The organism is Bradyrhizobium sp. CCBAU 65884 (assembly GCF_028128835.1).
Taxonomy (GTDB): domain Bacteria; phylum Pseudomonadota; class Alphaproteobacteria; order Rhizobiales; family Xanthobacteraceae; genus Bradyrhizobium; species Bradyrhizobium ottawaense.
This window is the reverse complement of the sequence record NZ_LBJU01000123.1, coordinates 194,397-219,386: the sequence shown is the minus strand read 5'-3', so window position 1 is coordinate 219,386 and position 24,990 is coordinate 194,397. Positions and strand designations below refer to the sequence as shown.

Sequence of the window (24,990 nt, the reverse complement as noted above, 5' to 3'; positions counted from 1 at the left end):
GAGGCCATTCTAATCCGGCGCGCTAATACAAGGGTGGGCAAAGGCGCGTAAGCGCCGTGCCCACCATATTTCAACGCATACAAGGGTGGTGGGCACGCTTACGCTTTGCCCACCCTACAAGACCTCCGTCGCGTCTTACTCCGCGGCTTGCGCGTAATCGCTCACCGGCGGGCAGGAGCATACCAGGTTGCGGTCACCATAGACGTTGTCGACGCGCCCCACCGGGCTCCAGTATTTGTCGGTGCGCGAGGTGCCCGCGGGGAAGCAGCCCTCGCTGCGGGTATAGGCGCGCTTCCAATCATCATCGGCGATGTCGTGCACGGTGTGCGGAGCATGGCGCAGCGGTGACGCTTCGATCTTGAAGCGGCCGGCCTCGACCTCGGCGATTTCTTTCCGGATCGCGATCATGGCATCACAAAAACGATCCAGCTCGGCCTTGGATTCCGATTCGGTCGGTTCGATCATCAGCGTGCCCGGCACCGGGAAGCTCATGGTCGGCGCGTGGAAGCCGTAGTCGATCAGGCGCTTGGCGATGTCGTCGACAGTGACGCCGCTCGTATTCTTCAGCGGACGGGGATCGACGATGCACTCATGCGCGACGCGGCCCTTCGCATTCTTGTAGAGCACCGGGAAGTGGGGATCGAGCCGCGCTGCGATGTAGTTGGCGTTGAGGATCGCGATCTCGGTGGCGCGCTTCAGGCCTTCACCGCCCATCATCAGGATGTAGATGTAGGAGATGGTGAGGATCGAGGCCGAACCGAACGGCGCGGCCGAGACCGGGCCGACCGGTGCGTCGCCTTGGGTCGCCGGATGACCCGGCAGGAACGGCGCCAGATGCGCCTTCACGCCGATCGGGCCCATGCCGGGGCCGCCGCCGCCATGCGGGATGCAGAAGGTCTTGTGCAGATTGAGATGGCTGACATCGGCGCCGTAATCGCCGGGCCTGCTAAGGCCGACCTGCGCGTTGAGGTTGGCGCCGTCCAGATACACCTGGCCGCCATGGCCGTGCACGATGTCGCAGATCTCGCGGATGTGCTCCTCGAACACGCCGTGCGTCGAGGGATAGGTGATCATGACCGCAGCGAGATCATTGGAATGCTTCTCGGCCTTTGCGCGGAGATCATTGACGTCGACGTCGCCGTTCTTCTCGCAAGCGACCACCACCACGTCCATGCCGACCATCGCGGCCGAGGCCGGATTGGTGCCGTGGGCGGAGGAGGGGATCAGGCAGATCTTGCGATGCGTCTCGCCGCGCGCGGCATGGTAGCCACGAATGGCAAGAAGTCCCGCATATTCGCCCTGCGCGCCCGAATTCGGCTGTAGCGAGATGGCGTCATAGCCGGTGATGTCGCACAGCCATTTTTCCAGCCGCGCGAACAGCGCGTGATAGCCCTTGGCCTGCTCGCGCGGGACGAACGGATGCAGCGAGCCGAACTCCGGCCAGGTCAGGGGCATCATCTCGGTGGTCGCGTTCAGCTTCATGGTGCAGGATCCCAGCGGGATCATCGCACGGTCGAGCGCGAGGTCGCGGTCACTGAGCTTGCGCATGTAGCGCAGCATCTCGGTCTCCGAGCGATGCGCGTGGAAGACGGGATGCGTGAGGAATGAGGTCGCGCGCTTCAGCGCCTCCGGCAGCGCCTCGCGCGTGGTCGCCTCTAACTCGGCATAGGCCAGCTTGCCGCCGAAGGCGCGCCAGACCGCTTCGACCGTCGCGGGCGTCGTGGTCTCGTCGAGCGCGATGCGCAAGCTGGTGGCGCCGACGCCGAGATTGATCTTCTCGGCCGCCGCGCGCGCGACGATCTCGGCTCGCCTGGCGCCGGCATCGACGCTGATCGTGTCGAAGAAGTTCTCGCCATCAGGCGCGAAGCCGAGCTTGCGCAAGCCGCTCGCGAGCACGGCGGCGCGGCGATGCACATTGCGGGCGATCTGCGTCAGCCCTTCGGGGCCATGATAGACCGCGTACATCGAGGCGATCACGGCCAGCAGCACCTGCGCGGTGCAGATGTTCGAGGTCGCCTTCTCGCGGCGGATGTGCTGCTCGCGGGTCTGCAACGCGAGGCGATAGGCCGGCATCCCGCGGGAATCCACGGAGAGGCCGACGATGCGGCCGGGCAGCGAGCGCTTCAGCGCATCGCGCACCGCCATATAGGCCGCGTGCGGTCCGCCATAACCCATCGGCACGCCAAAACGCTGCGCCGAGCCGATCGCGATGTCGGCGCCGAGCTCGCCGGGCGAGGCGAGCAGCGTCAGGGCCAGCAGGTCGGCGGCCACGATCGCGAGCGCGCCCTTGGCCTTCAGCGTTGCGATCGCGGGCCTGAGGTCGCGCACCGCGCCCGAAGAGCCCGGATATTGCAGCAGCGCGCCGAGCACGTCGGCCTTGTCGAGATCGGTGAGGGGATCGCCGACGATCAGGGTCCAGCCCAGCGGCTCGGCGCGGGTGCGCATCACAGCGAGCGTCTGCGGATGCACGTCCTTGTCGACGAAGAAGGCTTGCGCCTTCACCTGCGAGTGCCGCTCCGCCAGCGCCATGGCTTCGGCCGCGGCGGTGGCCTCGTCGAGCAGCGAGGCGTTGGCGACGTCGAGCCCGGTGAGGTCGCAGATCATGGTCTGGAAGTTGAGCAGCGCCTCCAGCCGGCCCTGGCTGATCTCGGGCTGGTAGGGCGTGTACGCCGTGTACCAGGCCGGATTCTCCAGGATGTTGCGCTGGATCACCGCGGGCAAAATCGTGCCGGAATAGCCTTGGCCGATCAGCGAGGTGAAGACCTGGTTCTGGGCCGCGAGCTCGCCCATATGCGCGATCGCCTCGGTCTCGCTGAGCGGCTTGCCGAGATCGAGCGGGGCGGCCTGCCGGATCGAAGCCGGCAGCGTCTCCGCCATCAGGGCGTCGACGCTCTTGGCGCTGACGGTTTCGAGCATGGCGGTGACATCGCGCGCCGACGGGCCGATATGGCGGCGAACGAAGCTGGCGGCGGTGTCGCCGTTGGTCTTGCGGTGCGCGGTCATCGCTTGCTCCATCGTCCTTAAGCCGTGTGCGCCTTGTAGGCGGCTTCATCCATCAGGCCGCCGAGCTCGCTTCTGTCGGCCATCTTGATCTTGAAGAACCACGCCTTGCCTTGCGCCTCCGAGTTCACCAGCGCCGGCTCGGCCGCGAGCTCGGCGTTGGTCTCGAGCACTTCGCCTGTCACGGGCGCGTACACATCCGAGGCCGCCTTGACGGACTCAACCACGGCGGCGGGTTCCGCCTTCTTCAGCACGCGGCCGACCTTGGGCAGTTCGACGAACACGACGTCGCCGAGCTGCTGCTGGGCGTAATCGGTGATGCCGACGGTGGCGACGTCGCCCTCGATGGCGAGCCATTCATGGTCGGAGGTGTACAGCGTCGTGGTCATTCTCGAATCCTCAGCGTTTGTAGGTGTTCTTGACGAAGGGCATGGCCGCGACAGCGACCGGCAGACGCTGGCCGCGCACCTCGGCGAAGAGTTGTGTGCCGAGCGCGCTCGATGCGGTGGGCACATAGCCCATCGCGACCGGCGCATTCAGGCTTGGGCCGAAACCGCCCGATGTGACTTGTCCGATCGGCTCGCCGCCCGCGCTGTCAGCAAACAGCAGCGCGCCCTCGCGCACCGGCGCGCGTCCCTGCGCGAGCAGGCCGACGCGGCGGCGGGCCGCGCCGTTGTCGAAATGGGCGAGGATTTTTTCGGCACCGGGAAAGCCGCCGGCGCGCGTGCCGCCGCTGCGGCGGCTCTTCTGCACCGACCATTCCAGCGCGGCCTCGACCGGCGTGGTCGCGGTGTCGATGTCGTGGCCGTAGAGGCAGAGCCCGGCTTCCAGCCGAAGACTGTCGCGGGCGCCCAGGCCGATCGGCAGCACATCGGGGTTTTCGAGCAGCGCTTTGGCGAGACGTTCGGCATCGGCCGCGGGAACCGAAATTTCAAAACCGTCCTCGCCGGTGTAGCCGGAGCGCGAGACGAAACAGTCGAGGCCGGCAACCTTGCGGGGACCGGAATCCATGAACTTCATGACGGGCGCCTCTGCACACAATTTCGCCAGCGCCGCCTCGGCCTTCGGCCCCTGCAGCGCGATCAGCGCACGGTCTGTGAGGGAATCGATGCCGCAGTCACCCGAGAGATTCGCGCGCAGATGCGCCTCGTCGGCTTCCTTGCAGGCGGCGTTGACGACCAGGAAGAGGTGATCACCGAAATTGGCGACCATCAGGTCGTCCAGAATTCCGCCATCGGCGTTGGTGAACTGGGCGTAGCGTTGCCGTCCCGGTGCAATCGCCACGATATCCTGTGGCACCAGCCGTTCCAGTGCGCGGGCGGCGTCCTCGACCCTGCCGGATTTCGGCCTGAGCGCGATCTGGCCCATATGGGAGACGTCGAACAGGCCGGCTGCGTTGCGGGTATGGAGGTGCTCCTTCAGGACGCCCGCGGGGTATTGCACGGGCATGTCATAGCCCGCGAACGGCACCATCTTGCCGCCCAGCGAGACATGAAGCCCATGAAGGGGCGTACGTTTCAGGGAATCTTGGTCGTCGCGCGCTAGCATCACAGGGGGGCCCTCGGCGGTTCCCCCGGGACGATTCCCTGAGGACACCAGTCGAAGCCCCATCTGTCGCTGTGCCTGAGAGTATTATCCCGTCGGCGGGAGCCATCCGGGTCTAAACCCGTCGGCGCCTCTTTCCAGATGCTGTCAAAGCCACGCGGTCCTTTTGCCTGAGAGTTTCCGGGGCGGTTGCTCCTTCGGCGCCGGCTGCCTAAAGCCGGTCTCTCCCGACGTGGCCGTACGATACAGATGGGTACAGACCACAGGGCGGCCAAGCCTGTCAACGCGTCCGCTTGCCCTATCAACGGGATTGCAAAGGGGATTGAGCGCCTGCGGCAACCCTCTGATCTCCTTGCACAGTTTCTGGACAGCGAAGCTGGCCTTGTCTAAAAGCGCTGTGGCCCGCAGATATCAGCCTAAATGTCAGGTTTGGATGGCCTATAGCGGGTCCAAGCACACCCGATTGGATGAACATGAGCGGCGTCAACGAGATCAGGTCGACCTTTCTGAACTTCTTTGCCGAGAACGGCCACGAGATCGTGTCGTCCTCGCCATTGGTGCCGCGCAACGATCCGACGTTGATGTTCACCAATGCCGGCATGGTGCAGTTCAAGAACGTCTTCACCGGCGTCGAGAAGCGGCCCTATCAGCGCGCCACCACGTCGCAGAAATGCGTGCGCGCCGGCGGCAAGCACAACGACCTCGACAATGTCGGCTACACCGCGCGCCATCTCACCTTCTTCGAGATGCTCGGCAACTTCTCCTTCGGCGACTATTTCAAGGAGCGCGCGATCGAGCTCGCCTGGAAGCTGATCACGAAGGACTTCGGGCTCAACAAGGACAAGCTGCTCGTCACCGTCTACCACACCGACGACGAAGCGCACGGGCTCTGGAAGAAGATCGCCGGCTTCTCCGACGACCGCATCATCCGCATCCCGACCTCGGACAATTTCTGGGCGATGGGCGACACCGGCCCGTGCGGCCCGTGCTCGGAGATCTTCATCGACCGCGGTGATCACATCTGGGGCGGACCTCCGGGCTCGCCGGAAGAGGATGGCGACCGCTTCCTCGAATTCTGGAATCTCGTGTTCATGCAGTACGAGCAGGTGACGAAGGAGGAGCGCGTGGATCTGCCGCGTCCCTCGATCGACACCGGCATGGGCCTCGAGCGCATGGCCTGCATCATGCAGGGCGTCGACAGCGTGTTCGAGACCGACCTGTTCCGTCATTTGATCGATGCGACCTCGTCCGCGCTCGGGAGCGGGCCGAATGAGCAGACCGTGGCCTCGTTCCGCGTCATCGCCGACCATTTGCGCTCCTCGGCGTTCCTGGTCGCGGACGGCGTACTGCCCTCGAACGAGGGCCGCGGCTACGTGCTGCGCCGGATCATGCGCCGCGCGATGCGCCATGCGCAGTTGCTCGGTGCCAAGGAGCCGCTGATGCATCGTCTGGTCTGGGCGCTGGTCCGCGAGATGGGCCAGGCCTACCCCGACCTGATGCGCGCGGAAAACCTGATCGAGGAAACGCTGCGGCTGGAAGAGACCCGGTTCCGCAAGACGCTGTCGCGGGGCCTCGCCATCCTCGACGAGAAGAGCGCGTCCTTGAAAAAGGGCGACATGTTCGATGGCGACGTCGCCTTCACGCTGTACGACACCTACGGCTTCCCGCTCGACCTGACGCAGGACGCGCTGAAGTCGCGCGGCATCGGCGTCGACCAGGCTTCCTTCTCCGATGCGATGGAGCGCCAGAAGGCCAAGGCGCGCGAGTCCTGGAAGGGTTCCGGCGAGGCGGCTTCCGAAGCGATCTGGTTCCCGCTGCGCGAAAAGCTCGGCGCTACCGAATTCCTGGGCTACGAGACCGAGAGCGCTGAAGGCGTGGTCTCTGCGCTGGTGAAGGACGGTGCAGAGGTCGCCAGCCTGAAGGCCGGCGACACCGGTGCGATCGTGCTGAACCAGACGCCGTTCTACGCGGAGTCCGGCGGCCAGGTCGGCGACACCGGCGTGCTCACGGGCGAGGGCGGCATCAAGTTCCGCGTCACCGACACGCAGAAGAAGCTCGGCGATTTCTTCGTGCATGTCGGCACGGTGGAGAGCGGGGAGCTCAAGCTCGGCACCGCGCTGCAGCTCGAGGTCGATCATTCCAGGCGCTCGTCGATCCGGGCGCATCATTCGGCGACGCATCTCATCCACGAGGCGCTGCGCCAGGTGCTGGGCGACCACATCGCCCAGCGCGGCTCGATGGTTGCGCCAGATCGCCTGCGCTTCGACTTCGTGCATCCGAAGCCGATCTCGGCGGAGGAGCTGGCCCGGGTCGAGGACATCGCCAATGACGTGGTGCTGGAGAACGACGAGGTCACCACGCGTGTAATGGGCGTGGATGAGGCCCGCGAAGCCGGCGCACGCGCCCTGTTCGGCGAGAAATACGGCGATGAAGTCCGCGTCGTCTCGATGGGCCGGACCGCGCGCGAGCGCGGCGCCAACGCGCTCGGCTGGTCGGTCGAGCTCTGCGGCGGCACGCATGTGCGACGCACCGGCGATATCGGCCTGATCACGCTCACCGGCGAGAGCGCGGTCGCCTCCGGCGTGCGCCGCATCGAGGCGCTGACCGGCAATTATGCGCGCAGGCACGCCAACGAGACCATGGCGCTGGCCAAGACCGCGGCGAACGAGCTGCGCACCTCGCTCGACGACGTCCCGGCGCGCATCACCGCGCTGATGGAGGAGCGCAAGAAGCTCGAGCGCGAGCTTTCCGACGCCCGCAAGAAGCTGGCGATGGGCGGCGGCGCTTCGGCCGGCAGCAATGGCGCAGCCAGCGGCGTGCGCGAGGTCGGCAACGTCAAGCTGATGGCGCGCGCGGTCGAGGGCATCGAGATGAAGGATCTCAAGAGCCTCGCCGACGACGGCAAGAAGCAGATCGGCTCCGGCGTGGTCGCCATCGTCGGCGTCACCGAGGACGGCAAGGCCGGCATCGTGGTCGGCGTCACCGCCGACCTCACCGCGCGCTTCAACGCGGTGAACCTCGTGCGTGTCGCCTCCGAGGCGCTCGGCGGCAAGGGCGGCGGTGGCCGGCCCGACATGGCCCAGGCCGGCGGACCTGACGGAGCCAAGGCGTCCGAGGCGCTGAGCGCGATCGAAAAAGCGATGGCGGGCGCGTGAGGCCGTGCGCCCCGTTCCGCGAGGACGTGGCTCAGCCGATCCAAACTTGAGGGATCGCCTGTACGAATTGCTGGAGCACGATCCGCTGGCCTATTCAGCCGGGTCGCGCTTCATCCAGGTCATCATCGGCGTCATCGTGCTCAATGTGGCCGCGATGATCCTCGCCTCGGTGCCGGAGCTGGACGCTCAGTTCGGCGTCGTGTTCTCCGCGATCACCATCCTGTCGGTGTTCGTGTTCGCGCTGGAATATGCCGCGCGGCTGTGGACGGTGGCGGGCCACACCCAGCGCAAGGGCTCCGCGCTGTCCGACCGGCTCGGCTATGCCTTCTCCGCGCTCGGCATCATCGACCTCATGGCGTTCCTGCCCGCTTCCATCGTGCTCGCCACCGGCCGGCACGCGACGCTGGCGGCGCTCGGCGTGCTGCCGTTCTTCAAGCTGATCCGCTATTCGCCGGCGATGCGCTCGCTGCTCGCCGCCGTGCATGCCGAGCGTCGCGCGCTGATCGGCTGCATCGTCATCCTGATCGGCGCGGTCCTGACGTTCGCCTCGCTGCTCTACGCCATCGAGCGCGACGTGCAGCCGGACAAGCTCGGCACTATCCCGCAGGCGATGTGGTGGGCGATCGTGACGCTCGGCACCGTCGGCTATGGCGACGTCGTGCCGGTGACGCCGCTCGGCAAGCTGGTCTCCACCTTCGCCATCATCAGCGGCTTCGCCATGATCGCGCTGCCGGTCGCGATCATCTCCACCGCCTTTGCCGAAGAGGTGAAGCGGCGCGATTTCGTCGTCACCTGGGGCATGCTGGCGCGGGTGCCGCTGTTCTCGCATCTGTCGGCCGCGGAGATCGCCGACATCATGCGGCTGTTGCGGGCGCGCACCATCGAGCAGGGCGAGATATTGGTCCGCCGCGGCGATGCGGCCTCGTCGATGTATTTCATCACCGCCGGCGAGGTCGAGATTGCGCTGCCGAGCCAGCATGTGCACCTCACGGACGGCACCTTCTTCGGCGAGATCGCGCTGCTGCATAAGACAAAGCGCAGCGGCACGGTGACGGCGACGCGCAAGACGCGCCTCCTGGTGCTCGACGCCCAGGATTTTCATGCCTTGATCGCGCGCATGCCGACGCTCGCCGACCACGTCCACACCACCGCCAAGGCGCGGCTCGCCGACAGCGGCGATCTCGCGGCGGCAGAGCTGGCGCAGGCCGAGAAGGACGACACCGACCGCTGAGCGGTCAGCCTTTCTTCAGGAAGACATACTCGGCGGAGTAGGGCGCGCTTCTGAATTCGCCGGCCTTGTCGCACGCACCGTCGAGCTTGCCGCCATGGGTGTTGATGCGCTGGACAGTGGTGACGGGCGTCAGGGTGCCGCTGCCGCGGCGGGCGGTCACTTCCAGCTTCAGCCAGGGGATGTCGGCCACCGTTGCGCCCGGCGCGTTGCCGGCGGCCTTGGCGGTCACGGCGCTGCCGTCGGCGTGCTCCCAGCTGGGGCCGGCATAGTGCCGGCCGATCGTCTTGCCCTCGGACAGCAGCGTCGCGATCGGCTCGCGGAAGGCCCAGGCGAGCTTGCCGTCGGTGGCGGCCTTGCACTCATAGACTTGCGCGCCCTCGGCGTGGAGGCTCACCACCACGCTCTCGCCAGGTGCGGCGATGGCGTCGGGAAGCGGCTCGGCAGCTCCGGCCGGTCCGATCAGGGCCGCGAGCAGCAGTGTGGGGCCGGCAAGCTTGATGAACATGGTGGCATCTCCGCGCAAGGTCTCAAAAAGAAACGGGCCGCGCTTTGAGCGCGGCCCGCGATGATGTCTGGCCCAGTCGAGCGAAATTGCGGTCGGCTCAGGCCGCCAGCTCCTTGGTCAGGTTCTCGGCGACCTTGTCGAGGAAGCCGGTGGTCGAGAGCCAGCGCTGGTCGGCGCCGACCAGGAGCGCGAGGTCCTTGGTCATGTAGCCGGCCTCGACGGTGTCGACGCAGACCTTCTCCAGCGTGTTGGCGAACTTGGCGAGCTCGGCATTGTTGTCGAGCTTGGCGCGGTGCGACAGGCCGCGGGTCCAGGCGAAGATCGAGGCGATCGAGTTGGTCGAGGTCTCCTTGCCCTTCTGGTGCTCGCGGTAGTGGCGGGTCACGGTGCCGTGGGCGGCTTCCGCTTCCACGGTCTTGCCGTCGGGGGTGAGCAGCACCGAGGTCATCAGGCCGAGCGAGCCGTAGCCCTGCGCGACCGTGTCGGACTGCACGTCGCCGTCGTAGTTCTTACAGGCCCAGACATAGCCGCCGGACCATTTCAGCGCCGAGGCCACCATGTCGTCGATCAGGCGGTGCTCGTAGGTCAGGCCCTTGGCCTCGAATTCCTTCTTGAATTCGCGGTCGTAGATGTCCTGGAAGATGTCCTTGAAGCGGCCGTCATAGACCTTCAGAATCGTGTTCTTGGTCGAGAGGTAGACTGGGTAGTTGCGCAGCAGGCCGTAGTTCAGCGAGGCGCGGGCGAAGTCGATGATGGAGTCGTCGAGGTTGTACATTCCCATCGCGACGCCGGCGTCGGGCGCCTTGAACACTTCCTTCTCGATCACGGTGCCGTCCTCGCCGACGAACTTCATCGACAGCGTGCCCTTGCCCGGGAACTTGAAATCGGTGGCGCGGTACTGGTCGCCATAGGCGTGGCGGCCGATGATGATCGGCTTGGTCCAGCCGGGAACCAGGCGCGGCACGTTCTTGCAGATGATCGGCTCGCGGAAGATCACGCCGCCGAGGATGTTGCGGATGGTGCCGTTCGGCGACTTCCACATCTGCTTGAGGTTGAACTCCTTCACCCGGGCCTCGTCCGGGGTGATGGTGGCGCACTTGACGCCGACGCCGACCTTCTTGATGGCTTCGGCGGCGTCGATGGTGACCTGATCGTTGGTGTGGTCGCGGTACTCCATGCCCAGGTCGAAATACATCAGCTCGACATCCAGGAACGGGGTGATCAGCTTGTCCTTGATGTACTGCCAGATGATCCGGGTCATCTCGTCGCCATCGAGTTCGACGACGGGATTGGATACCTTGATTTTTGCCATGATCGGGGAAGCCTCTTGGGAACGGCGCTTTTGGCGCGCCACGGGAATATCCGCCGCCTCTTAGCACCCGGACGCGGCGGGCGAAAGCCAAGGGATTATGCACTTTTAGCTCATCCAGCTTCCCCAGACGTGGGGGCAGGGCCGCCCTGCCGCAGGGCCGGCTCCGAGGATCCGGAGGAGATTCAAAAGTCGATTCCAACCCGTTATTTCCCTTGAGAATTTCGTCAGGACAGGCAAACGAGGCGGACAGCGCCGGCCGGCCCAAGGACGACTTGGGAAAGGCCGGCTTGAATCAATTCCTGAGAGTGCCCTGGCAAGGCCTTGAGACGAAGAGTGAAAGCGAAACGAGATGTCGGGGACTGACAAGAGCAAGGCGGGTTTGTCCCTCGACGGTCCCATCGTGATCCTGGTCGAGCCGCAGCTCGGCGAAAACATCGGCATGGCCGCGCGCGCCATGGGGAATTTTGCCCTTGGCGCCTTGCGCATCGTCAACCCAAGGGACGGTTGGCCCAACATCGCGGCACAGCGCGCCGCGGCCGGCGCCGACCACATTCTGGAAAAGGTCGAATTGTTCGAGACGGTGGAGCAGGCGGTCGCCGACCTCGACCTGCTGTTCGCTACTACCGCACGTCCCCACGACCAGGCCAAGCCGGTGGTCGGGCCGGAGGCGGCGGCCAGCGAGATCGCGGGTCACGTCGCGACCGGCGGCAGGTGCGGTATCCTGTTCGGCCGCGAGCGCTGGGGCCTGACCAACGAGGAGGTCGGGCTCTCCAACCGCATCATCACCTTCCCGGTCAATCCGGGCTTCGCCTCGCTCAACCTCGCCCAGGCCGTGCTGCTGGTCGGCTATGAATGGTTCAAGCGAGCAACGTCCGGCGAACTGCCGCACGCCATGCCGGAGCGCTCCGAGCGCGCCTCGCAGCACCAGATGCAGGCGTTCTTCGACAACCTCATCCGCGAACTCGACAAGGTGGAATTTTTGCGCCCCGCCGAGAAGCGCGACACCATGCTGGTCAACCTGCGCAACATCTTCAGTCGGATGGAGCCGACCAAGCAGGACATGCACACCCTGCACGGCGTGATCATGGCGATCGCCGAGGGACGCAAGGGCCCGGCCAAGGGAGGCGTGCTCGATGGCGAGCAGGCGACGCGCCTGCGCGCGCTTTTGGCCGAGCACGGGCAGGGCGGCGGCGTGCCCGACAGCGGCTCCACCGTGCGCGGCCTCGCCCGCCTGCTTCGCCGCAACCCGACCGACGCCGAGCGTCTGCTCTGGCAGGCTTTGACCCGCGACCGTCGCTTCGCCGGCCAGTTCAAGCGCCAGACCCCGGTCGGCCGCCACATCCCGGACTTCGTCTCGTTCCCGCATCGGATCGCGATCGAGCTGGTGAATCCGGGCGAGGGCGAGGCCATCGCGGCGGACCGTGCGTCAAGGCGTGCGTGGCTGGAGGCGCGGGACTATCGCGTGCTGGAGATCCGGGCGGCGGATGTAGAGCGCGATCTTGAGGCGGAGCTGGTGCGGCTGCAGGGGATGATGGAGCAGAGCACGTAGCTGTCGTCGAGCGCCGGTCTCGTAGGGTGGGCAAAGCGGCTTGTCCGCCGTAGCTCGAAGAGCGAAGGCGGAAGCTTGCCCACCTATGTCGATCGACGAAGCTCAGACAGAGGTAGTGGGCACGGCGCTACGCGCCTTTGCCCGCCCTACGAGTTGGGAGTGCCAAGAGCACACGTCGTCTAGGGAAGGCTAGCGTTGGCGTAACCACCACCTCTACCGCCAGTTGACGCAGGCGTGGCGGCCACGCCCAGGCGAGCGAAGGGCGCTGCGCCCAAGACCATCCAGCCCCATTGATGCATGTCAAGGAACATCGAACCCCGCCCGTTACGGTTTTGAGGCAACAGGGAGGGTTCGATATGTCAATCAGCCGTCGCCAAGCACTTGCCGCCTTCAGCGCCGCTGTATCGGCGCTCGCGATTTCCCGCACCGCACGTGCCGAGTTTGACGGTCCTGTTGTCAGGGCCCTGGAGGGCGGCGAAGATTTCTGGCTCGCCCAGGATGCCTATATCTACGGATATCCTCTCGTGACGATGGAGATGACCCGCCGGGTCATGACGAACGTTGCGGCGGTGGAAGGCACGCGCGGGCCGATGGGGCAATTCGTCAAGCTCCGTAAGTACCCTGATGCCACCTTCAAGGATGTCACGGCACCCAATGCCGATACGCTCTACACGACGGCTTGGATCGACGTGGGAGACGAGCCCTGGGTCCTGAGCATGCCGGACATGAAGGACCGCTACTTCCTGTTTCCGATGCTGGACGGCTGGACCAATGTCTTCCAGGTGCCTGGCAAGCGCACCACCGGCACCAAGGCGCAGACCTATGCGATCACCGGCCCGGCCTGGAAGGGAACGCTTCCCGCCGGCGTCAAGGAATACAAATCCCCCACGTGCATGGTGTGGATCTTGGGCCGCATCTACTGCACCGGTACGCCGGAGGACTACGCGGCCGTGCACGCCGCGCAGGACCAGTTCAAGCTCGTGCCGCTCAGCGCATACGACAAGTCCTTTACGCCCCCGGCAGGCAAGGTCGATGCGTCGATCGACATGAAGACGGCGGTGCGCGAGCAGGTCAACCGCCTGGACGCCGCGGCCTATTTCACCCTCCTCGCGCAATTGATGAAGCGCAATCCGCCGGCCGCCGCCGACGCAGCTGAGGTCGCCAAATTCGCGAAGATCGGTCTTGTCCCCGGCAAGGATTTTGACGCGAGCAAATTCGATGCTGCCTTCGCCAAGCGCGTCCCGCAGGTGGCATTCGACCGCATCATGCTCCAGTTCAAGGTCAACAAGGCGATCAAGAACATCAACGGCTGGGCCTTCGACAGCGAAGCCGGTATCTACGGCACCAATTATCTCAACCGTGCGCTTGTCACGGCCATCGGCCTTGGCGCCAACCGGATCCAGGATGCGTGCTATCCGACATCCCAGAAGGACGCCGACGGGAAAGAGTACGTCGGCAGCAACAAATACGTGATGCGTTTCCCGAAGGGGCAGCTTCCTCCGGTCGGAGGCTTCTGGTCGATCACGATGTATGACGAGAACTACTTCTTCGTCGCCAATCCGATCAACCGCCAGTCGATCAGCGCCCGCCAGAATCTCAAAGCCAATCCGGACGGTTCGGTCGATCTCTACATCCAGAAGGACAGTCCCGGCCCCGACAAGGAGAGCAATTGGCTTCCCGCGCCGGCGGGCAAGTTCGTCCTGATGTTGCGGATGTACTGGCCGAACGAGAAGTCACCCTCGATCGTCAACGGGACCTGGAAGCCGCCTCCCGTCCGGCAAGTGACGAGCAGCTAGGGAGATATCCTGCTCAGCCGGTGAACGATGGCGCGGGAGGCGAGATGCTGTTTCCGGATACCCCGACCGCCGCCTGCGCATGTCCGTCGGCGGCGAATTACCCGCGCCCGAGCTGCACGTCGCGCTCCACCGCAATCCATGTCGTCCGCGCCAACGCCAGCAATCTGCCGGCTTCATCATGAAGCGCGGCGTCGGCCGTGCGCTTGCGGCCGTCGCGGCCGGTGGGCCAGGCCGTGATGATGCAGAGCTCGCCGGGCCGAGGGCGGGCTTCGATGCGCGCTGACATCCGTCCGAGCAGGAGCGGGGTCTTCTCGAAGCTGCCGCTCTGCTGATCGTAATTGCAGGCAAAGCCGGTGGGGCAGTCGAGCGCGGACCAGAGGAATTCGGGCGCGATGAGGCCATCCCCGGCCGTGAGATTCGGATCGGGTGCCCAGCTCGCGGCGAGAACGGGAGTTTGTGCTTGACGGCGGAGCGGGCCGGCGAAGATGCGCAGGCCGTCGCCCTTCGCCCTTGCGGGACCGCAGACGAAACAGTGTGGCAGCGGATGTTCGTGCGGCCTGGACAGCGCATGCAATTCGGCCGCACGTGCTTCCAGCAAGTCAGCTGTCTCGATCTGCGCAAGCTCGACACTCACGGCGCGGGCGGTGGCGACGGCTTTGCCGCCATCGCGAAGCTCCCATGTGCCGTCGTCCGTCGCGATGGCATCGAGCGGCGAGTCCAGCGGGGGCGGCGCGCGCAGCGTCACCTCTGCAGCCCCGGGAATGTGACGGGCGAGCCGGCCGCAGACATAGCCGCCGTTGCCGGAGTTCGGAGGACCGCAATAGCGCTTGTCGATGATGATCGAAGCCATGGCGCACTCTATCTGATTTTGAGCACAATTCGTCCCTGAACTGTCCGGTTGGCCACGGCGCGCATGGCGTCGCCGGCCTCCTCCAAAGGGAGGACGCGGTCGATATGCGGGCGGATTTGTCCTTCGGCCAGCAATCGCATCAGCGTGGCGTTCATGCGCGCTGCCTCGTTGGAGAATTTCTCCGCCCAGGCGCCGGCAAAGACGCCGATGATGGAATAGTTCTTCAGCAGCGGCAGGTTCATCGGGATGGAGGGAATCTCGCCGCCGGTGAAGCCGATCGGCATCAGCCGTCCGCCCCATTTCATCAGCCGGGCCATCTGCTCGAAAATCCCACCGCCGACATTGTCGAAGCCGACATCGATGCCGTCTCCTGACGTGATCGACTTGATCCGGTCGCGCAGATCCTCGCTGCGATAGTTGATGACCTCGCTGGCGCCGTAGCCGCGGACCAGGGCCGCCTTGTCGTCAGAGCCGACACCGGCGACGACGCGCAGGCCGAGATGCCGGCCGAGGTCGACGGCGGCCAGTCCAACCCCGCCGGCAGCGCCGGTGACGAACAGCGTTTCGCCGCGCTCGGCTCGTGCCCGTTCGACCAGCGCATAATAGGCCGTGCCGTAATTGTGCAGGATGGTTGCCGCCGCTTCGAACGCGACGCCGTCCGGCAAGCGAACGCTCTTCGATTCCTTCGCGATCATCCGTTCGGCGTAGCCGCCGGTCCAACTGCTGCAGGCCACGCGATCGCCGGGCGCGAACTTTGTCACCTTGCCGCCGACCGCGACGACGGTTCCGGAGGCTTCCGTGCCGGGCACGAAGGGCGTCTGCGGCCGCATCTGGTAGAGGCCCGAGACCAGCAACTGGTCCATGAAGCTGACGGAGGCCGCGTGGACGTCGATGAGGATCTCATCGCCGGCAGGCTTGGGCGCATCGATCTCGCCGAGGCGCAAATCGCCGGGACCAGTGAACGAATGGCACAGAACCGCTTTCATCGGGGCACTCCGATGCTCCGGGCCACGTCCTGGTCTTTGGTCCGGGTCCGCGCGAAAAGGCGCGGCACCAGCATCGGAACTCGGCGGCGATATTGCCGGTAGGTTTCCCCGAACTCCGCGATCAGATCGCGCTCTTCGAACTGCAACGCGGCCAGGATATAGGCGGTGTTCGCGAGCGCGAACAGCAGATGGCCGGCGGTCATCTCGGGCGTGGCCCAGAATGCGAGGAGGAAGCCGAGCATGATCGGATGCCGCACGATCTTGTAGAGCAGCGGCGCCTTGAAGGAGTGATCCTCCGGCTCGGTCCCGCGCAGCGCCGAGAAGGCCTGGCGCAGGCCGAACAGGTCGAAATGATCGATCATGTGGGTCGAGGCGAATGCGATCAGCCAGCCGAGCCAATGGACGCCGGTCAAACACCACGCCACGAGTCCGCTGGTCTGCCAAACCGGTATCGGGATCGGACGCCACTGCCAGAACAGCAGGAGGAGGATGAGGCTGGAGAGCAGCACATAGGTGCTGCGCTCGCAGGCCACCGGAAGAACTTTGGTCCACCAGCGTTTGAAGGCCGGGCGCGCCATGACGCTGTGCTGGATTGCAAACAGGCTCATCAGCAGCAGGTTGACGAGGATGGCCTCGGTCAGGCTGCCGACGTCGGTCCCCTGATCGATCGACTTCGGTACGACATAATTGCCGACGAAACCGAGTGCATAGAGGAAGGACACCGTGAATACGGCATAGCTCACGATTGCGTAGAGCAGGATTGCGAGGCGTGAGAACATGGTTTTTTCCTATTGTGCCTGATCCAGCGGTGCCGCATGCAGAGCTCGAGGCGGTCGCTGGCGAGCCGGCTCGAAATGGCTACCGCGGCGCCGTCCCCTGTGCGTCCCCTGGGGACGTCCCGAGGGGGAGAGAGGATTTCCATGACGGCTTTCTCGCTGGAGACATTCGGGTTCCCGGAGGTCCATGCTGACGGCCGTCCGATCAAGTTGAACCTGCGCAAGGGTCTTGCGCTGCTCGTCTATTTGGCGGAGGCCAAGGCGGCGGTCGCGCGCGACGTCGTTGCCACGCTGCTCTGGCCTGAGACCGATCGCGAGACGGGCCTTGCGCGGCTGCGGCGGCTGCTTCATCGCGTCGAGCTCGCGCTCGGTCAGCCGGTATTCGAGACCGACCGCACCAGCGTGCGGTGGTCTCCGGCGACCGTGCTGAAGGCCGATGCGCATTCATTCGAGAGCGCCTGCGACCGCGGCGACTTTGAAGCGGCCTGCCGGATCTATCGCGGCGACTTCCTTGCGGGCTTCGCTCTCGACGATTGCCCTGAATTCGACGATTGGGCGTTCTTTCGCCGGGAGGCGCTGAGGGGACGGCTCATGCATGCGCTCGAGCGTCTCGTGCAGGACAAGAATGCCGCCGGCGACCATTTTGCCGCGGCCGCGCATGCGGGACGCCTGGCTGAACTCGATCCGCTCAGCGAGGTCTATGGCCGGCATCTGATCCGCAGCCTGTTGCTGGCCGGCGACCGCAGCGCGGCCGAGCGTCATCATGCGGCCCTGACACAGCGGCTGCGGGACGAACTCGGGGTTGCGCCGGAAGCCGAGACCGAGGCGCTGATGAGTCCCGCAACGGCGCCGCACGCTGTTCCAACCACGCGCTATGTGAAGGGTGCCGGCGTGCATCTGGCGTATCAAACCTATGGCAGCGGTCCGCTCGATATCCTGGTGATGCCCGGCTTCGTGTCGCATGTGGAGCGGGCCTGGGAGAGCCCCGCAAGCCGGACGTTCCTGGCGTCGTTGATGAAGCTCGGGCGTCTCATCGTGTTCGACCGTCGCGGGATCGGGCTGTCCGACCGGGTCGGATCGGCCCCCGGCATCGACGTCACCGCGGAGGATATCGGCACTGTGCTGCGGGCGGTGAATTCCCGCCACGTCGTGCTGTTCGGCGCCTCCGAATGCGGGCCGGCCTGCGTCAAACTTGCGATCGATGAGCCGCGCCGCGTGGCCGGGCTCATCCTGTTCGGCGCGCTGGCCAAGGGATGTTGGGCGGAGGACTATCCGTACGCGTTGCGCGCCAGCCAGTATGACGCCTGGAGCAGGCAGCTCGTCGCACAGTGGGGCGGCCCGGTCGGCATCGAGACCTTTGCGCCGAGTCTGGCCGGTGATCCGCAGGCGCGCGCCTGGTGGGCCGGGCTATTGCGCGCGGCGTCCAGTCCCGGCGGCATCTCGGCCGTGCTCGAGGCCTTTCGCGACGCCGACGTGCGGCATCTCCTGGCGCAGATCGCGGTGCCGACGCTGGTGCTGCACCGGCGCGGCGACCAGGCGGTGCGGATCGCGGCCGGCCGCGATATCGCGAGCCGGATCAGCGGTGCGGAGTTCGTCGAGCTCGACGGCGACGATCATTGGTTCTTCGCGGGTGATCAGCAGCCGGTGCTGGCTGCCATCAAGCGATTCACGGATGCGCTGCCGCTTCGGAGGGCGTAACCCACCACTTCCATTGCTCGCTGTTTCGATTTGGTGGATTACGCTTTGCTAATCCACCCTACGAGCTCCGCCTCAGGCCGCGCTTGGGAGAGGGGCTTTCGGGCTCTGCTGGAGCTGGCGCAACGCCGCGAGGTTGGACCCGACCGACGCCAGGCAACAACGCGATTTGCCGCCCGACTTCGCCTGGTAGAGCGCGGCATCGGCGACCGCCAGCAATCCGGCGACGTCGGCGCCATGATCCGGTGACAGCGCGATGCCGACGCTGGCGCCGATGCAGGCGTGCATCTCGCCGCTGAGCTCATAGGACAATGCGACCTCGCTGCAGGAAGATGCGGTTTGGTGCAGGTGTGGCGGTGGAGCGTGGGACCTAAGGCTGCGTCGAATGCAGGCTTCGAAGGGTGGGCAAAGCAAAGCGTGCCCACCATCTCGATCGACGAAGCTGAACGAGTTTGGTGGGCACGGCGCTTTGCGCCCTTGTCCACCTTACGAGATCTACGACACGGGGTGGGAGGCGATCACACCGCCTCCAGCTGATCCGCCGCGCGCTTCTTCTTCGACTTGGACTGGCCGAGCAGGGGGCCGGCCGTCAGCGCCGCCGTATCTGCCACGCCGGGATCACGCGAGATCATCGCGGCGACGATCGCGCCGTCGATCAGGAGGCCGAGCTGATGCGCGAGCACCGCGGGCTCGCTCGAGCCAAGCTCGCCGGCAAGCTTCTCGATGTGGCCGAGCACGATCTTCTTGTGCTTCAGTGCGATGTTGCGGAACTGCTTGGCGTCCTTGTCGTGCTCGCCGACCGCGTTGATGAAGGGGCAGCCGTAGAAGCGCTCTTCGGCAAACCAGCTCTTCAGGGCCGGGAAGATGCGCGTCAGCTTGGCCTGCGCATCGCCGCCGCCGTCTTCCATGGCGCCGATGAACCATTCGCGCCATTGCTTGCCTTCGCTCTCCAGCACCGCGTTGACGAGGTTGGTCTTGGAGCCGAACAATTTGTAAAGCGTGGTCTTCGCGGTCCCGGCCTCTTCGATGATCGCATCGATGCCGGTGGCGTTGATTCCGTTCTTGCAGAACAAATGCGAGGCGGCGCTGAGCAGGCGCCCGCGCGCGGATTCGTCATCGCCCGCGCCTGAATGCGGCGCGTTCTTCTTCGACGACATCTTGTTCAGTGAGGGCTTGTTCAGTGAAGGTTTGGCCATGGATTGCAACTTAATCGCAGCCGCGCGGTATCATCAAGCCGCATCTGCTTCGCGCTAAAAAGATTCGCATCGGCCATCTCAGCTGCATCGCCTTTGAGCAGAGCGCGGCTGATCAATCCGCAGGCAGCCATCGCTAAGCGGCTCCAATGCCTCGCATTTCGTTTTCGGTCCCGTCTGGCACGCTCCATGCAAGGAAACAGACCGTTCGGTATCCTGCGTTTTCCACGGCTGCCAGGGAGAAGATGATGACTGCCGTCGTTCAAAAGACAGTGCTGACGGGGTGCCTTGCGCCCATCGACAAGAATGGCCTCGAGCAACTGATCGCGAGCGGCAAGGCCAATCCGAAGGTCGTCAAGACCTTGAAGTGCAAGACGGTCGCGGAAGGCAAATTCCGTCACGCCAACTACATCCGCAATCTGCCGCCCTATATCGTCGACGAGCCGCCGGGGCTGCTGGGCGACGACACCGCGCCCAATCCGTCGGAAGCCTCGCTTGCCGCGCTCGGCTCGTGCCTCGCCGTCGGCCTGCACGCCAATGCCGTCCATCGCGGCTGGATCGTCAACAAGCTCGAGCTCGAGCTCGAAGGCGACCTCAACATCACCGCGGTCTGGGGCACCGGCGACACCTCGGACAAACCGGTCGGCTTCACCGACGTGCGGGTCAAGGTCGACATGGAATGCGAGGGCGTCTCGCAGGACGAGATCAACGCGCTGGTCGCGCATGTGAAGAAATGGTCGCCGGTCGCCAACACCTTCACACGCCCGGTCAATCTCGAGGTCGGCATCTAGCTGATAGCAACCAGGACAAGGTGCGGGAGACGATCATGGGTTCACTGGCTTTATCGCGGGCCGAAATTTTAGATCAACCCGCACCGTCCATTGCAGGGGAGGTGGCGCGGATCGCGCGCGAAGATCTCGCGCCGCTTGCCGTCGGTATCGACGACGGCTCGGTCTATCCGGCCGAGGTGTTGCGCAAGTTCGGCGCCGTCGGCGCCTGGGGCAGTCACGTGCCCCACGAAGGTCCCGCGGACTTGCGCTGCGCGATCCAGGCGATGGCTGCGATCGGCGAGGTCTGCGGTGCCACGGCCTTCATGGCCTGGTGCCAGAACACGCTGGTCTGGTACGCCGCCAACTCGACCAATCTGAAGCTCGCCAAGCGGTTCGGCGATGCTTTCTCGACCGGCCGGGTGCTCGGCGGCACCGGGCTCTCCAACCCGATGAAGAGCTTTTTCGGGATCGAGAAGCTGAAGCTGAGGGGACGCAAGGTCGAGGGCGGCTACATCGTGCGCGGCGCGCTGCCCTGGGTCTCCAATCTCGGTCCCGACCATTATTTCGGCACCATCTTCGAGCGTGAGGACAATCAGGGTATCGCAAGCGGCGAGCCCGGCACGGTCATGTTCCTGGCCGATTGCTCCGATCCCGCGATCACGCTGACGCCGTGCAAGCCGTTCATGGCGATGGACGGCACCGGCACCTATGGCGTGCAGTTCCGCGACGTCTTCGTGCCGGACGAGCTGATCCTCGCCGACCCCGCCGGCCCCTTCGTCAAGAAGATCCGCGCCGGCTTCATCCTGCTGCAGGCCGGCATGGCGCTCGGCCTCATCAAGGACTGCATCAACATCATGGGCGAGGTCGATAGTCCGCTCGGCCATATCAACCGCTATCTGCCGCAGCAGCCGGTGCATTTCCGCGACCTCGCCGCCGAGCTCGAGGCCGAGACCATGGCGCTGGCGCGCGATCCCTACAACGAGGACGAGACCTACTGGCGCAAGGTCATCGCGCTGCGCCTGCGCGCAGGCGAGGCCAGTGTCGCGGCGGCGCATGCGGCGATGCTGCATTGTGGCGCGCGCGGCTACCTCAGGAGCCACCGCGCGCAGCGGCGGCTGCGCGAGGCCTATTTCGTCGCGATCGTCACGCCGGCCACCAAGCAGCTGCGCAAGATGCTCGCCGAGTCCTGAGCTTCACGAGTCCACCCCAGACCACCACTTAACCTCAACGGAGAGGCTGCCAATGACGGACGTTCTGATCTCTGCCAGCGAACTTGCCGATCTCTTGAAGCTCGAACCCTGTGTCGTCATCGACACCCGCAATCCCGACGCCTATGGCGCCGGGCATCTGCCGGGCGCGGTGAACGTGCACGAGATCTTCACGTTTCTCGCGACCTCGACGCCGGAAGGCATGAGCGAGCTGAAGACCAAATTCGCCGACGCCTTCGGCGCTGCCGGTCTCTCCGGCAAGGAGACCGCGGTGATCTACGAGCAGTCGATGAATTCCGGCTTCGGCCAGTCCTGCCGCGGCTACTATCTGCTCACCATGCTCGGCTATCCCAAGGTCAAGGTGCTGCATGGCGGCTTCGATGCGTGGTCGGCCGCGGGTCTTCCGGTGACCAAGGATGTCCCGGCGCCGGCGAAGGCATCGTTCGCGGTCGTGCCGGAAGCCGGCGAGATCCTGATCGACGCGAAGACCATGCTTGCCGCGGTCGGCAAGCCCGGCATCGCCATTCTCGACGTGCGCGATGTCGACGAATGGATCGGCGACAGCTCTTCGCCCTACGGCAAGGATTTCTGCCCGCGCAAGGGCCGCATCCCGGGCGCGGTGTGGCTGGAATGGTACCGCATGATGAAGCCGACCGCGGAAGGACCCCGCTTCAAGTCCAAGGACGAGATTCTGGCCGAATGCGCCACCGTCGGCATCTCGCCGGCAACGCCGGTCTATCTCTACTGCTTCAAAGGCGCGCGCGCTTCGAACACCTTCCTGGCGCTGAAGAATGCCGGCGTGAAGGACGTGCGGATGTATTTCGGCTCCTGGAATGAATGGTCACGCGATCCCGCACTGCCGATCGAGCAGGGGCTGCCCATTGCTGCCCAGGTAACAGGCAAGGCGGCATAGAACCTGCATGTTTCCCGTGGCCCGGCTGCGCAAGCGGTAGCCGGGCCACGATGGAATTTTGACCTGACGCGGCGGACAACGGCGTCCGCCGCGCAGTGTGACAAAGGGGCGCAGCAGCATGTCCACGTTCGACGATCCGTTCGATGCCGACCGCAATCTCGGGGCGGGCTGCGTTTGCGGCCAGCACCGTTCGGCTCGGGAGCATGAGCAGGCGGCGCTGCGCTGCGAGCCGGTCGAGAGCGAGGAGAAACGCTACGAGGGCGTGATTGCGTCGGCCGTGATGCGCGCGATGTTCCCGCAGGATGTGGCACGGCGGGCGTTTCTGAAGTCGGTCGGGGCGTCCACCGCACTGGCCGCGCTGTCGCAGTTCTTTCCGCTGCAGACCGCAACCGAAGTATTCGCGCAAGCCGGTGCGCCCGAGAAGAAGGACCTCAAGGTCGGCTTCATCCCGATCACTTGCGCCACGCCCATCATCATGGCGGCGCCGATGGGCTTCTATGCCAAGCACGGTCTCAACGTCGAGGTGGTCAAGACCGCCGGCTGGGCCGTGATCCGCGACAAGACCATCAACAAGGAATACGACGCCGCGCACATGCTGGCACCGATGCCGATCGCGATCTCGCTGGGCCTCGGTGCGAACGCGATTCCCTTTGCCGTGCCGGCGATCGAGAACATCAACGGGCAGGGCATCGTACTGGCGGCCAAGCACAAGGACAAGCGCGATCCGAAGGACTGGAAGGGCCTGAAATTCGCGATCCCCTTCGACTATTCCATGCACAATTACCTGCTGCGCTACTATCTCGCCGAGCACGGGCTCGATCCCGATACCGACGTGCAGCTGCGCTCAGTGCCGCCGCCGGAGATGGTCGCCAATTTGCGTGCCGACAATATCGACGGCTTCCTCGCCCCCGACAACATCTGCCAGCGCGCGATCTATGACGGCGTCGGCTTCATGCATCTGTTGTCGAAGGAGATCTGGGACGGTCATCCCTGTTGCAGCTTCGCCGCCAGCCGCGAGTTCATCACGTCAGCGCCAAACAGCTTTGCGGCGCTGACCCGCGCCATCGTCGATGCGACCGCCTATGCCTCGAAGGCGGAGAACCGCAAGCAGATCGCGGAAGCCATCGCGCCGGCCAATTACATCAACGCGCCGGTGACGGTGCTGGAGCAGGTCTTGACCGGCACCTATGCCGACGGCCTCGGCGGCGTGAAGACCGATGCGAAGCGCGTCGATTTCGATCCATTCCCCTGGCAGTCCTTTGCGGTGTGGATGCTGACGCAGATGAAGCGCTGGGGCCAGATCAAGGGCGACGTCGACTACAAGGCGGTGGCCGAGCAGGTGTATCTGGCGACCGACACCAAGAAGCTGATGGCCGAGATGGGGCTCACACCGCCTGCGAGCGCGTACAAGTCGTTTGCGGTGATGGGCAAGACTTTCGATCCGGCCAAGCCGGAGGACTATGTCGCGAGCTTCAAGATCAGGAAGTCGTCGTGAGGAGATCTCTCTCAGCATCGTCGTCCCGGCGAACGCCGGGACCCATACCGCGGAATCCATCGATTGCTATCGATGGGAGTACCGAACGACGAGTCTTCGCCAAACTTCTCCCTGGGGTTATGGGTCCCGGCGTTCGCCGGGACGACGGGCGGAGAGGTCTCGCGCGATGACTTCTTCTCTCCGCCTCCGCGCCGGTCTCGTCTCCATCGCGCTGCTCGCCGCATTCCTCGGCATCTGGCATCTCGCCACGCGCTCGACAGGCCCCGTCGCCACGATGAGCCCCGAATACGCCAAGCTGATGGGGCTGACCGCGACGCAGGGCAAATCGGCGATGCCCGGGCCGCTCGATGTCGGCGCCAAGTTGTGGGAGCATTTGCGGCGGCCGTTCTACGACAACGGGCCGAACGACAAGGGGCTCGGCATCCAGCTTGCCTATTCGATCGCGCGGGTCGGCACCGGCTATCTACTGGCGGTGCTGGTCGCGATCCCGCTCGGATTTCTGATCGGCATGTCGCCGCTGCTGAGCAAGGCGCTCGATCCCTTCATCCAGGTGCTGAAGCCGATCTCGCCGTTGGCCTGGATGCCGCTCGCGCTCTACACCATCAAGGATTCCTCGATCTCGGCGATCTTCGTCATCTTCATCTGCTCGATCTGGCCGATGCTGCTCAACACCGTGTTCGGCGTCGCCAGCGTGCGCAAGGAATGGATCAACGTCGCGCGCACGCTCGAGGTCGGCACCATCAGGCGGGCCTTCACCGTGATCCTCCCCGCGGCGGCGCCGACGATCCTGACCGGTATGCGCATCTCGATCGGCATCGCCTGGCTCGTCATCGTCGCCGCCGAAATGCTCGTCGGCGGCACCGGCATCGGCTATTTCGTCTGGAACGAGTGGAATAATCTGTCGATCACCAACGTGATCATCGCGATCCTGCTGATCGGGATCGTCGGCATGCTGCTCGACCAGATCCTGGCGCGCTTCACGCGCATGGTCACGTTTCCGGAGTAGGGGCG

General features: G+C 65.2%; 20 protein-coding genes and 1 riboswitch. Of the genes, 10 read left to right on the top strand and 10 right to left on the bottom strand.

Features of this window, described 5'->3' with window-relative positions; translation table 11 throughout:
• Positions 1 to 135 precede the first annotated feature (135 nt).
• The 3 genes from gcvP to gcvT are packed head-to-tail and all read right to left on the bottom strand — an operon-like array spanning position 136 to position 4,548.
• A complete protein-coding gene (gene gcvP, locus XI03_RS24935; protein WP_271593588.1) occupies positions 136 to 3,003 on the bottom strand; it encodes an aminomethyl-transferring glycine dehydrogenase in 2,868 nt (955 codons plus the stop codon).
• A gap of 17 nt (positions 3,004 to 3,020) precedes the next feature.
• Entirely contained in the window at positions 3,021 to 3,389 is a 369-nt protein-coding gene (gcvH, locus tag XI03_RS24930) for a glycine cleavage system protein GcvH (RefSeq protein WP_028142819.1), read from the bottom strand.
• Positions 3,390 to 3,399: 10 nt separating this feature from the next.
• Complete coding sequence (gcvT, locus tag XI03_RS24925) at positions 3,400 to 4,548, bottom strand: glycine cleavage system aminomethyltransferase GcvT (RefSeq protein ID WP_271593591.1); 1,149 nt, start codon at positions 4,546 to 4,548, stop codon at positions 3,400 to 3,402.
• Between the two features lie 146 nt (positions 4,549 to 4,694).
• Positions 4,695 to 4,785: riboswitch (glycine riboswitch) on the bottom strand.
• 233 nt (positions 4,786 to 5,018) lie between these two features.
• On the opposite strand from gcvT, the gene alaS reads away from it, so the two are divergent.
• Entirely contained in the window at positions 5,019 to 7,700 is a 2,682-nt protein-coding gene (gene alaS / locus XI03_RS24920; protein WP_028142821.1) for an alanine--tRNA ligase, read from the top strand.
• A gap of 4 nt (positions 7,701 to 7,704) precedes the next feature.
• Positions 7,705 to 8,931: a cyclic nucleotide-gated ion channel gene (locus tag XI03_RS24915; RefSeq protein ID WP_038971639.1), complete on the top strand. Its 1,227-nt coding sequence runs from the start codon at positions 7,705 to 7,707 to the stop codon at positions 8,929 to 8,931.
• Between the two features lie 4 nt (positions 8,932 to 8,935).
• On the opposite strand, the gene XI03_RS24910 is transcribed toward XI03_RS24915, so the two are convergent.
• Both XI03_RS24910 and XI03_RS24905 read right to left on the bottom strand, forming a co-directional pair.
• A complete protein-coding gene (locus XI03_RS24910) occupies positions 8,936 to 9,436 on the bottom strand; it encodes a DUF3455 domain-containing protein (RefSeq protein ID WP_271593587.1) in 501 nt (166 codons plus the stop codon).
• A 97-nt stretch (positions 9,437 to 9,533) separates the two neighbouring features.
• Positions 9,534 to 10,748: an NADP-dependent isocitrate dehydrogenase gene (locus XI03_RS24905; RefSeq protein ID WP_028142824.1), complete on the bottom strand. Its 1,215-nt coding sequence runs from the start codon at positions 10,746 to 10,748 to the stop codon at positions 9,534 to 9,536.
• 349 nt (positions 10,749 to 11,097) lie between these two features.
• Between XI03_RS24905 and XI03_RS24900 the strand changes: the two genes are divergently transcribed.
• The gene (locus XI03_RS24900) at positions 11,098 to 12,297 is read left to right on the top strand and encodes a TrmJ/YjtD family RNA methyltransferase (RefSeq protein WP_095425252.1); all 1,200 of its coding nucleotides are present in this window, start codon (positions 11,098 to 11,100) and stop codon (positions 12,295 to 12,297) included.
• 356 nt (positions 12,298 to 12,653) lie between these two features.
• Positions 12,654 to 14,093, top strand: coding sequence for a DUF1254 domain-containing protein (locus XI03_RS24895; protein ID WP_271593586.1), 1,440 nt, complete (start codon positions 12,654 to 12,656; stop codon positions 14,091 to 14,093).
• A 97-nt stretch (positions 14,094 to 14,190) separates the two neighbouring features.
• Here XI03_RS24895 and XI03_RS24890 read toward each other — a convergent pair whose 3' ends face one another.
• The 3 genes from XI03_RS24890 to mddA are packed head-to-tail and all read right to left on the bottom strand — an operon-like array spanning position 14,191 to position 16,708.
• Entirely contained in the window at positions 14,191 to 14,943 is a 753-nt protein-coding gene (locus XI03_RS24890; RefSeq protein ID WP_271593585.1) for a hypothetical protein, read from the bottom strand.
• Positions 14,944 to 14,951: 8 nt separating this feature from the next.
• Positions 14,952 to 15,929 carry an NADPH:quinone oxidoreductase family protein gene (locus XI03_RS24885; protein WP_271593584.1) on the bottom strand — a complete coding sequence of 326 codons (978 nt, stop codon included), beginning with the start codon at positions 15,927 to 15,929 and terminating at the stop codon, positions 14,952 to 14,954.
• The gene (mddA, locus tag XI03_RS24880) at positions 15,926 to 16,708 is read right to left on the bottom strand and encodes a methanethiol S-methyltransferase (RefSeq protein WP_271593583.1); all 783 of its coding nucleotides are present in this window, start codon (positions 16,706 to 16,708) and stop codon (positions 15,926 to 15,928) included. The genes XI03_RS24885 and mddA overlap by 4 nt, the downstream gene beginning before the upstream one ends.
• 141 nt (positions 16,709 to 16,849) lie before the next feature.
• Between mddA and XI03_RS24875 the strand changes: the two genes are divergently transcribed.
• Positions 16,850 to 18,403 (top strand): alpha/beta hydrolase, encoded by a 1,554-nt coding sequence (locus tag XI03_RS24875; RefSeq protein WP_271593582.1) that lies wholly within the window; start codon positions 16,850 to 16,852, stop codon positions 18,401 to 18,403.
• A 72-nt stretch (positions 18,404 to 18,475) separates the two neighbouring features.
• On the opposite strand, the gene XI03_RS24870 is transcribed toward XI03_RS24875, so the two are convergent.
• On the bottom strand, positions 18,476 to 18,712 hold the full coding sequence (locus tag XI03_RS24870; protein ID WP_333936231.1) for a diguanylate cyclase domain-containing protein: 237 nt from the start codon (positions 18,710 to 18,712) through the stop codon (positions 18,476 to 18,478).
• Positions 18,713 to 18,918: 206 nt separating this feature from the next.
• Entirely contained in the window at positions 18,919 to 19,596 is a 678-nt protein-coding gene (locus XI03_RS24865) for a TetR/AcrR family transcriptional regulator (protein ID WP_173015813.1), read from the bottom strand.
• A gap of 245 nt (positions 19,597 to 19,841) precedes the next feature.
• Here XI03_RS24865 and XI03_RS24860 point away from each other — a divergent pair, with 245 nt between their 5' ends.
• From XI03_RS24860 to ntrB, 5 genes are all read left to right on the top strand, one after another.
• A complete protein-coding gene (locus XI03_RS24860; RefSeq protein WP_152102721.1) occupies positions 19,842 to 20,384 on the top strand; it encodes an OsmC family protein in 543 nt (180 codons plus the stop codon).
• A 35-nt stretch (positions 20,385 to 20,419) separates the two neighbouring features.
• Positions 20,420 to 21,553, top strand: coding sequence for an acyl-CoA dehydrogenase family protein (locus XI03_RS24855; RefSeq protein ID WP_271593581.1), 1,134 nt, complete (start codon positions 20,420 to 20,422; stop codon positions 21,551 to 21,553).
• Positions 21,554 to 21,605: 52 nt separating this feature from the next.
• Positions 21,606 to 22,484 carry a sulfurtransferase gene (locus XI03_RS24850; protein WP_271593580.1) on the top strand — a complete coding sequence of 293 codons (879 nt, stop codon included), beginning with the start codon at positions 21,606 to 21,608 and terminating at the stop codon, positions 22,482 to 22,484.
• A gap of 118 nt (positions 22,485 to 22,602) precedes the next feature.
• Positions 22,603 to 23,979: a CmpA/NrtA family ABC transporter substrate-binding protein gene (locus XI03_RS24845; protein ID WP_271593579.1), complete on the top strand. Its 1,377-nt coding sequence runs from the start codon at positions 22,603 to 22,605 to the stop codon at positions 23,977 to 23,979.
• A 166-nt stretch (positions 23,980 to 24,145) separates the two neighbouring features.
• Positions 24,146 to 24,985 (top strand): nitrate ABC transporter permease, encoded by an 840-nt coding sequence (gene ntrB / locus XI03_RS24840; RefSeq protein WP_038971645.1) that lies wholly within the window; start codon positions 24,146 to 24,148, stop codon positions 24,983 to 24,985.
• Positions 24,986 to 24,990 lie beyond the last annotated feature (5 nt).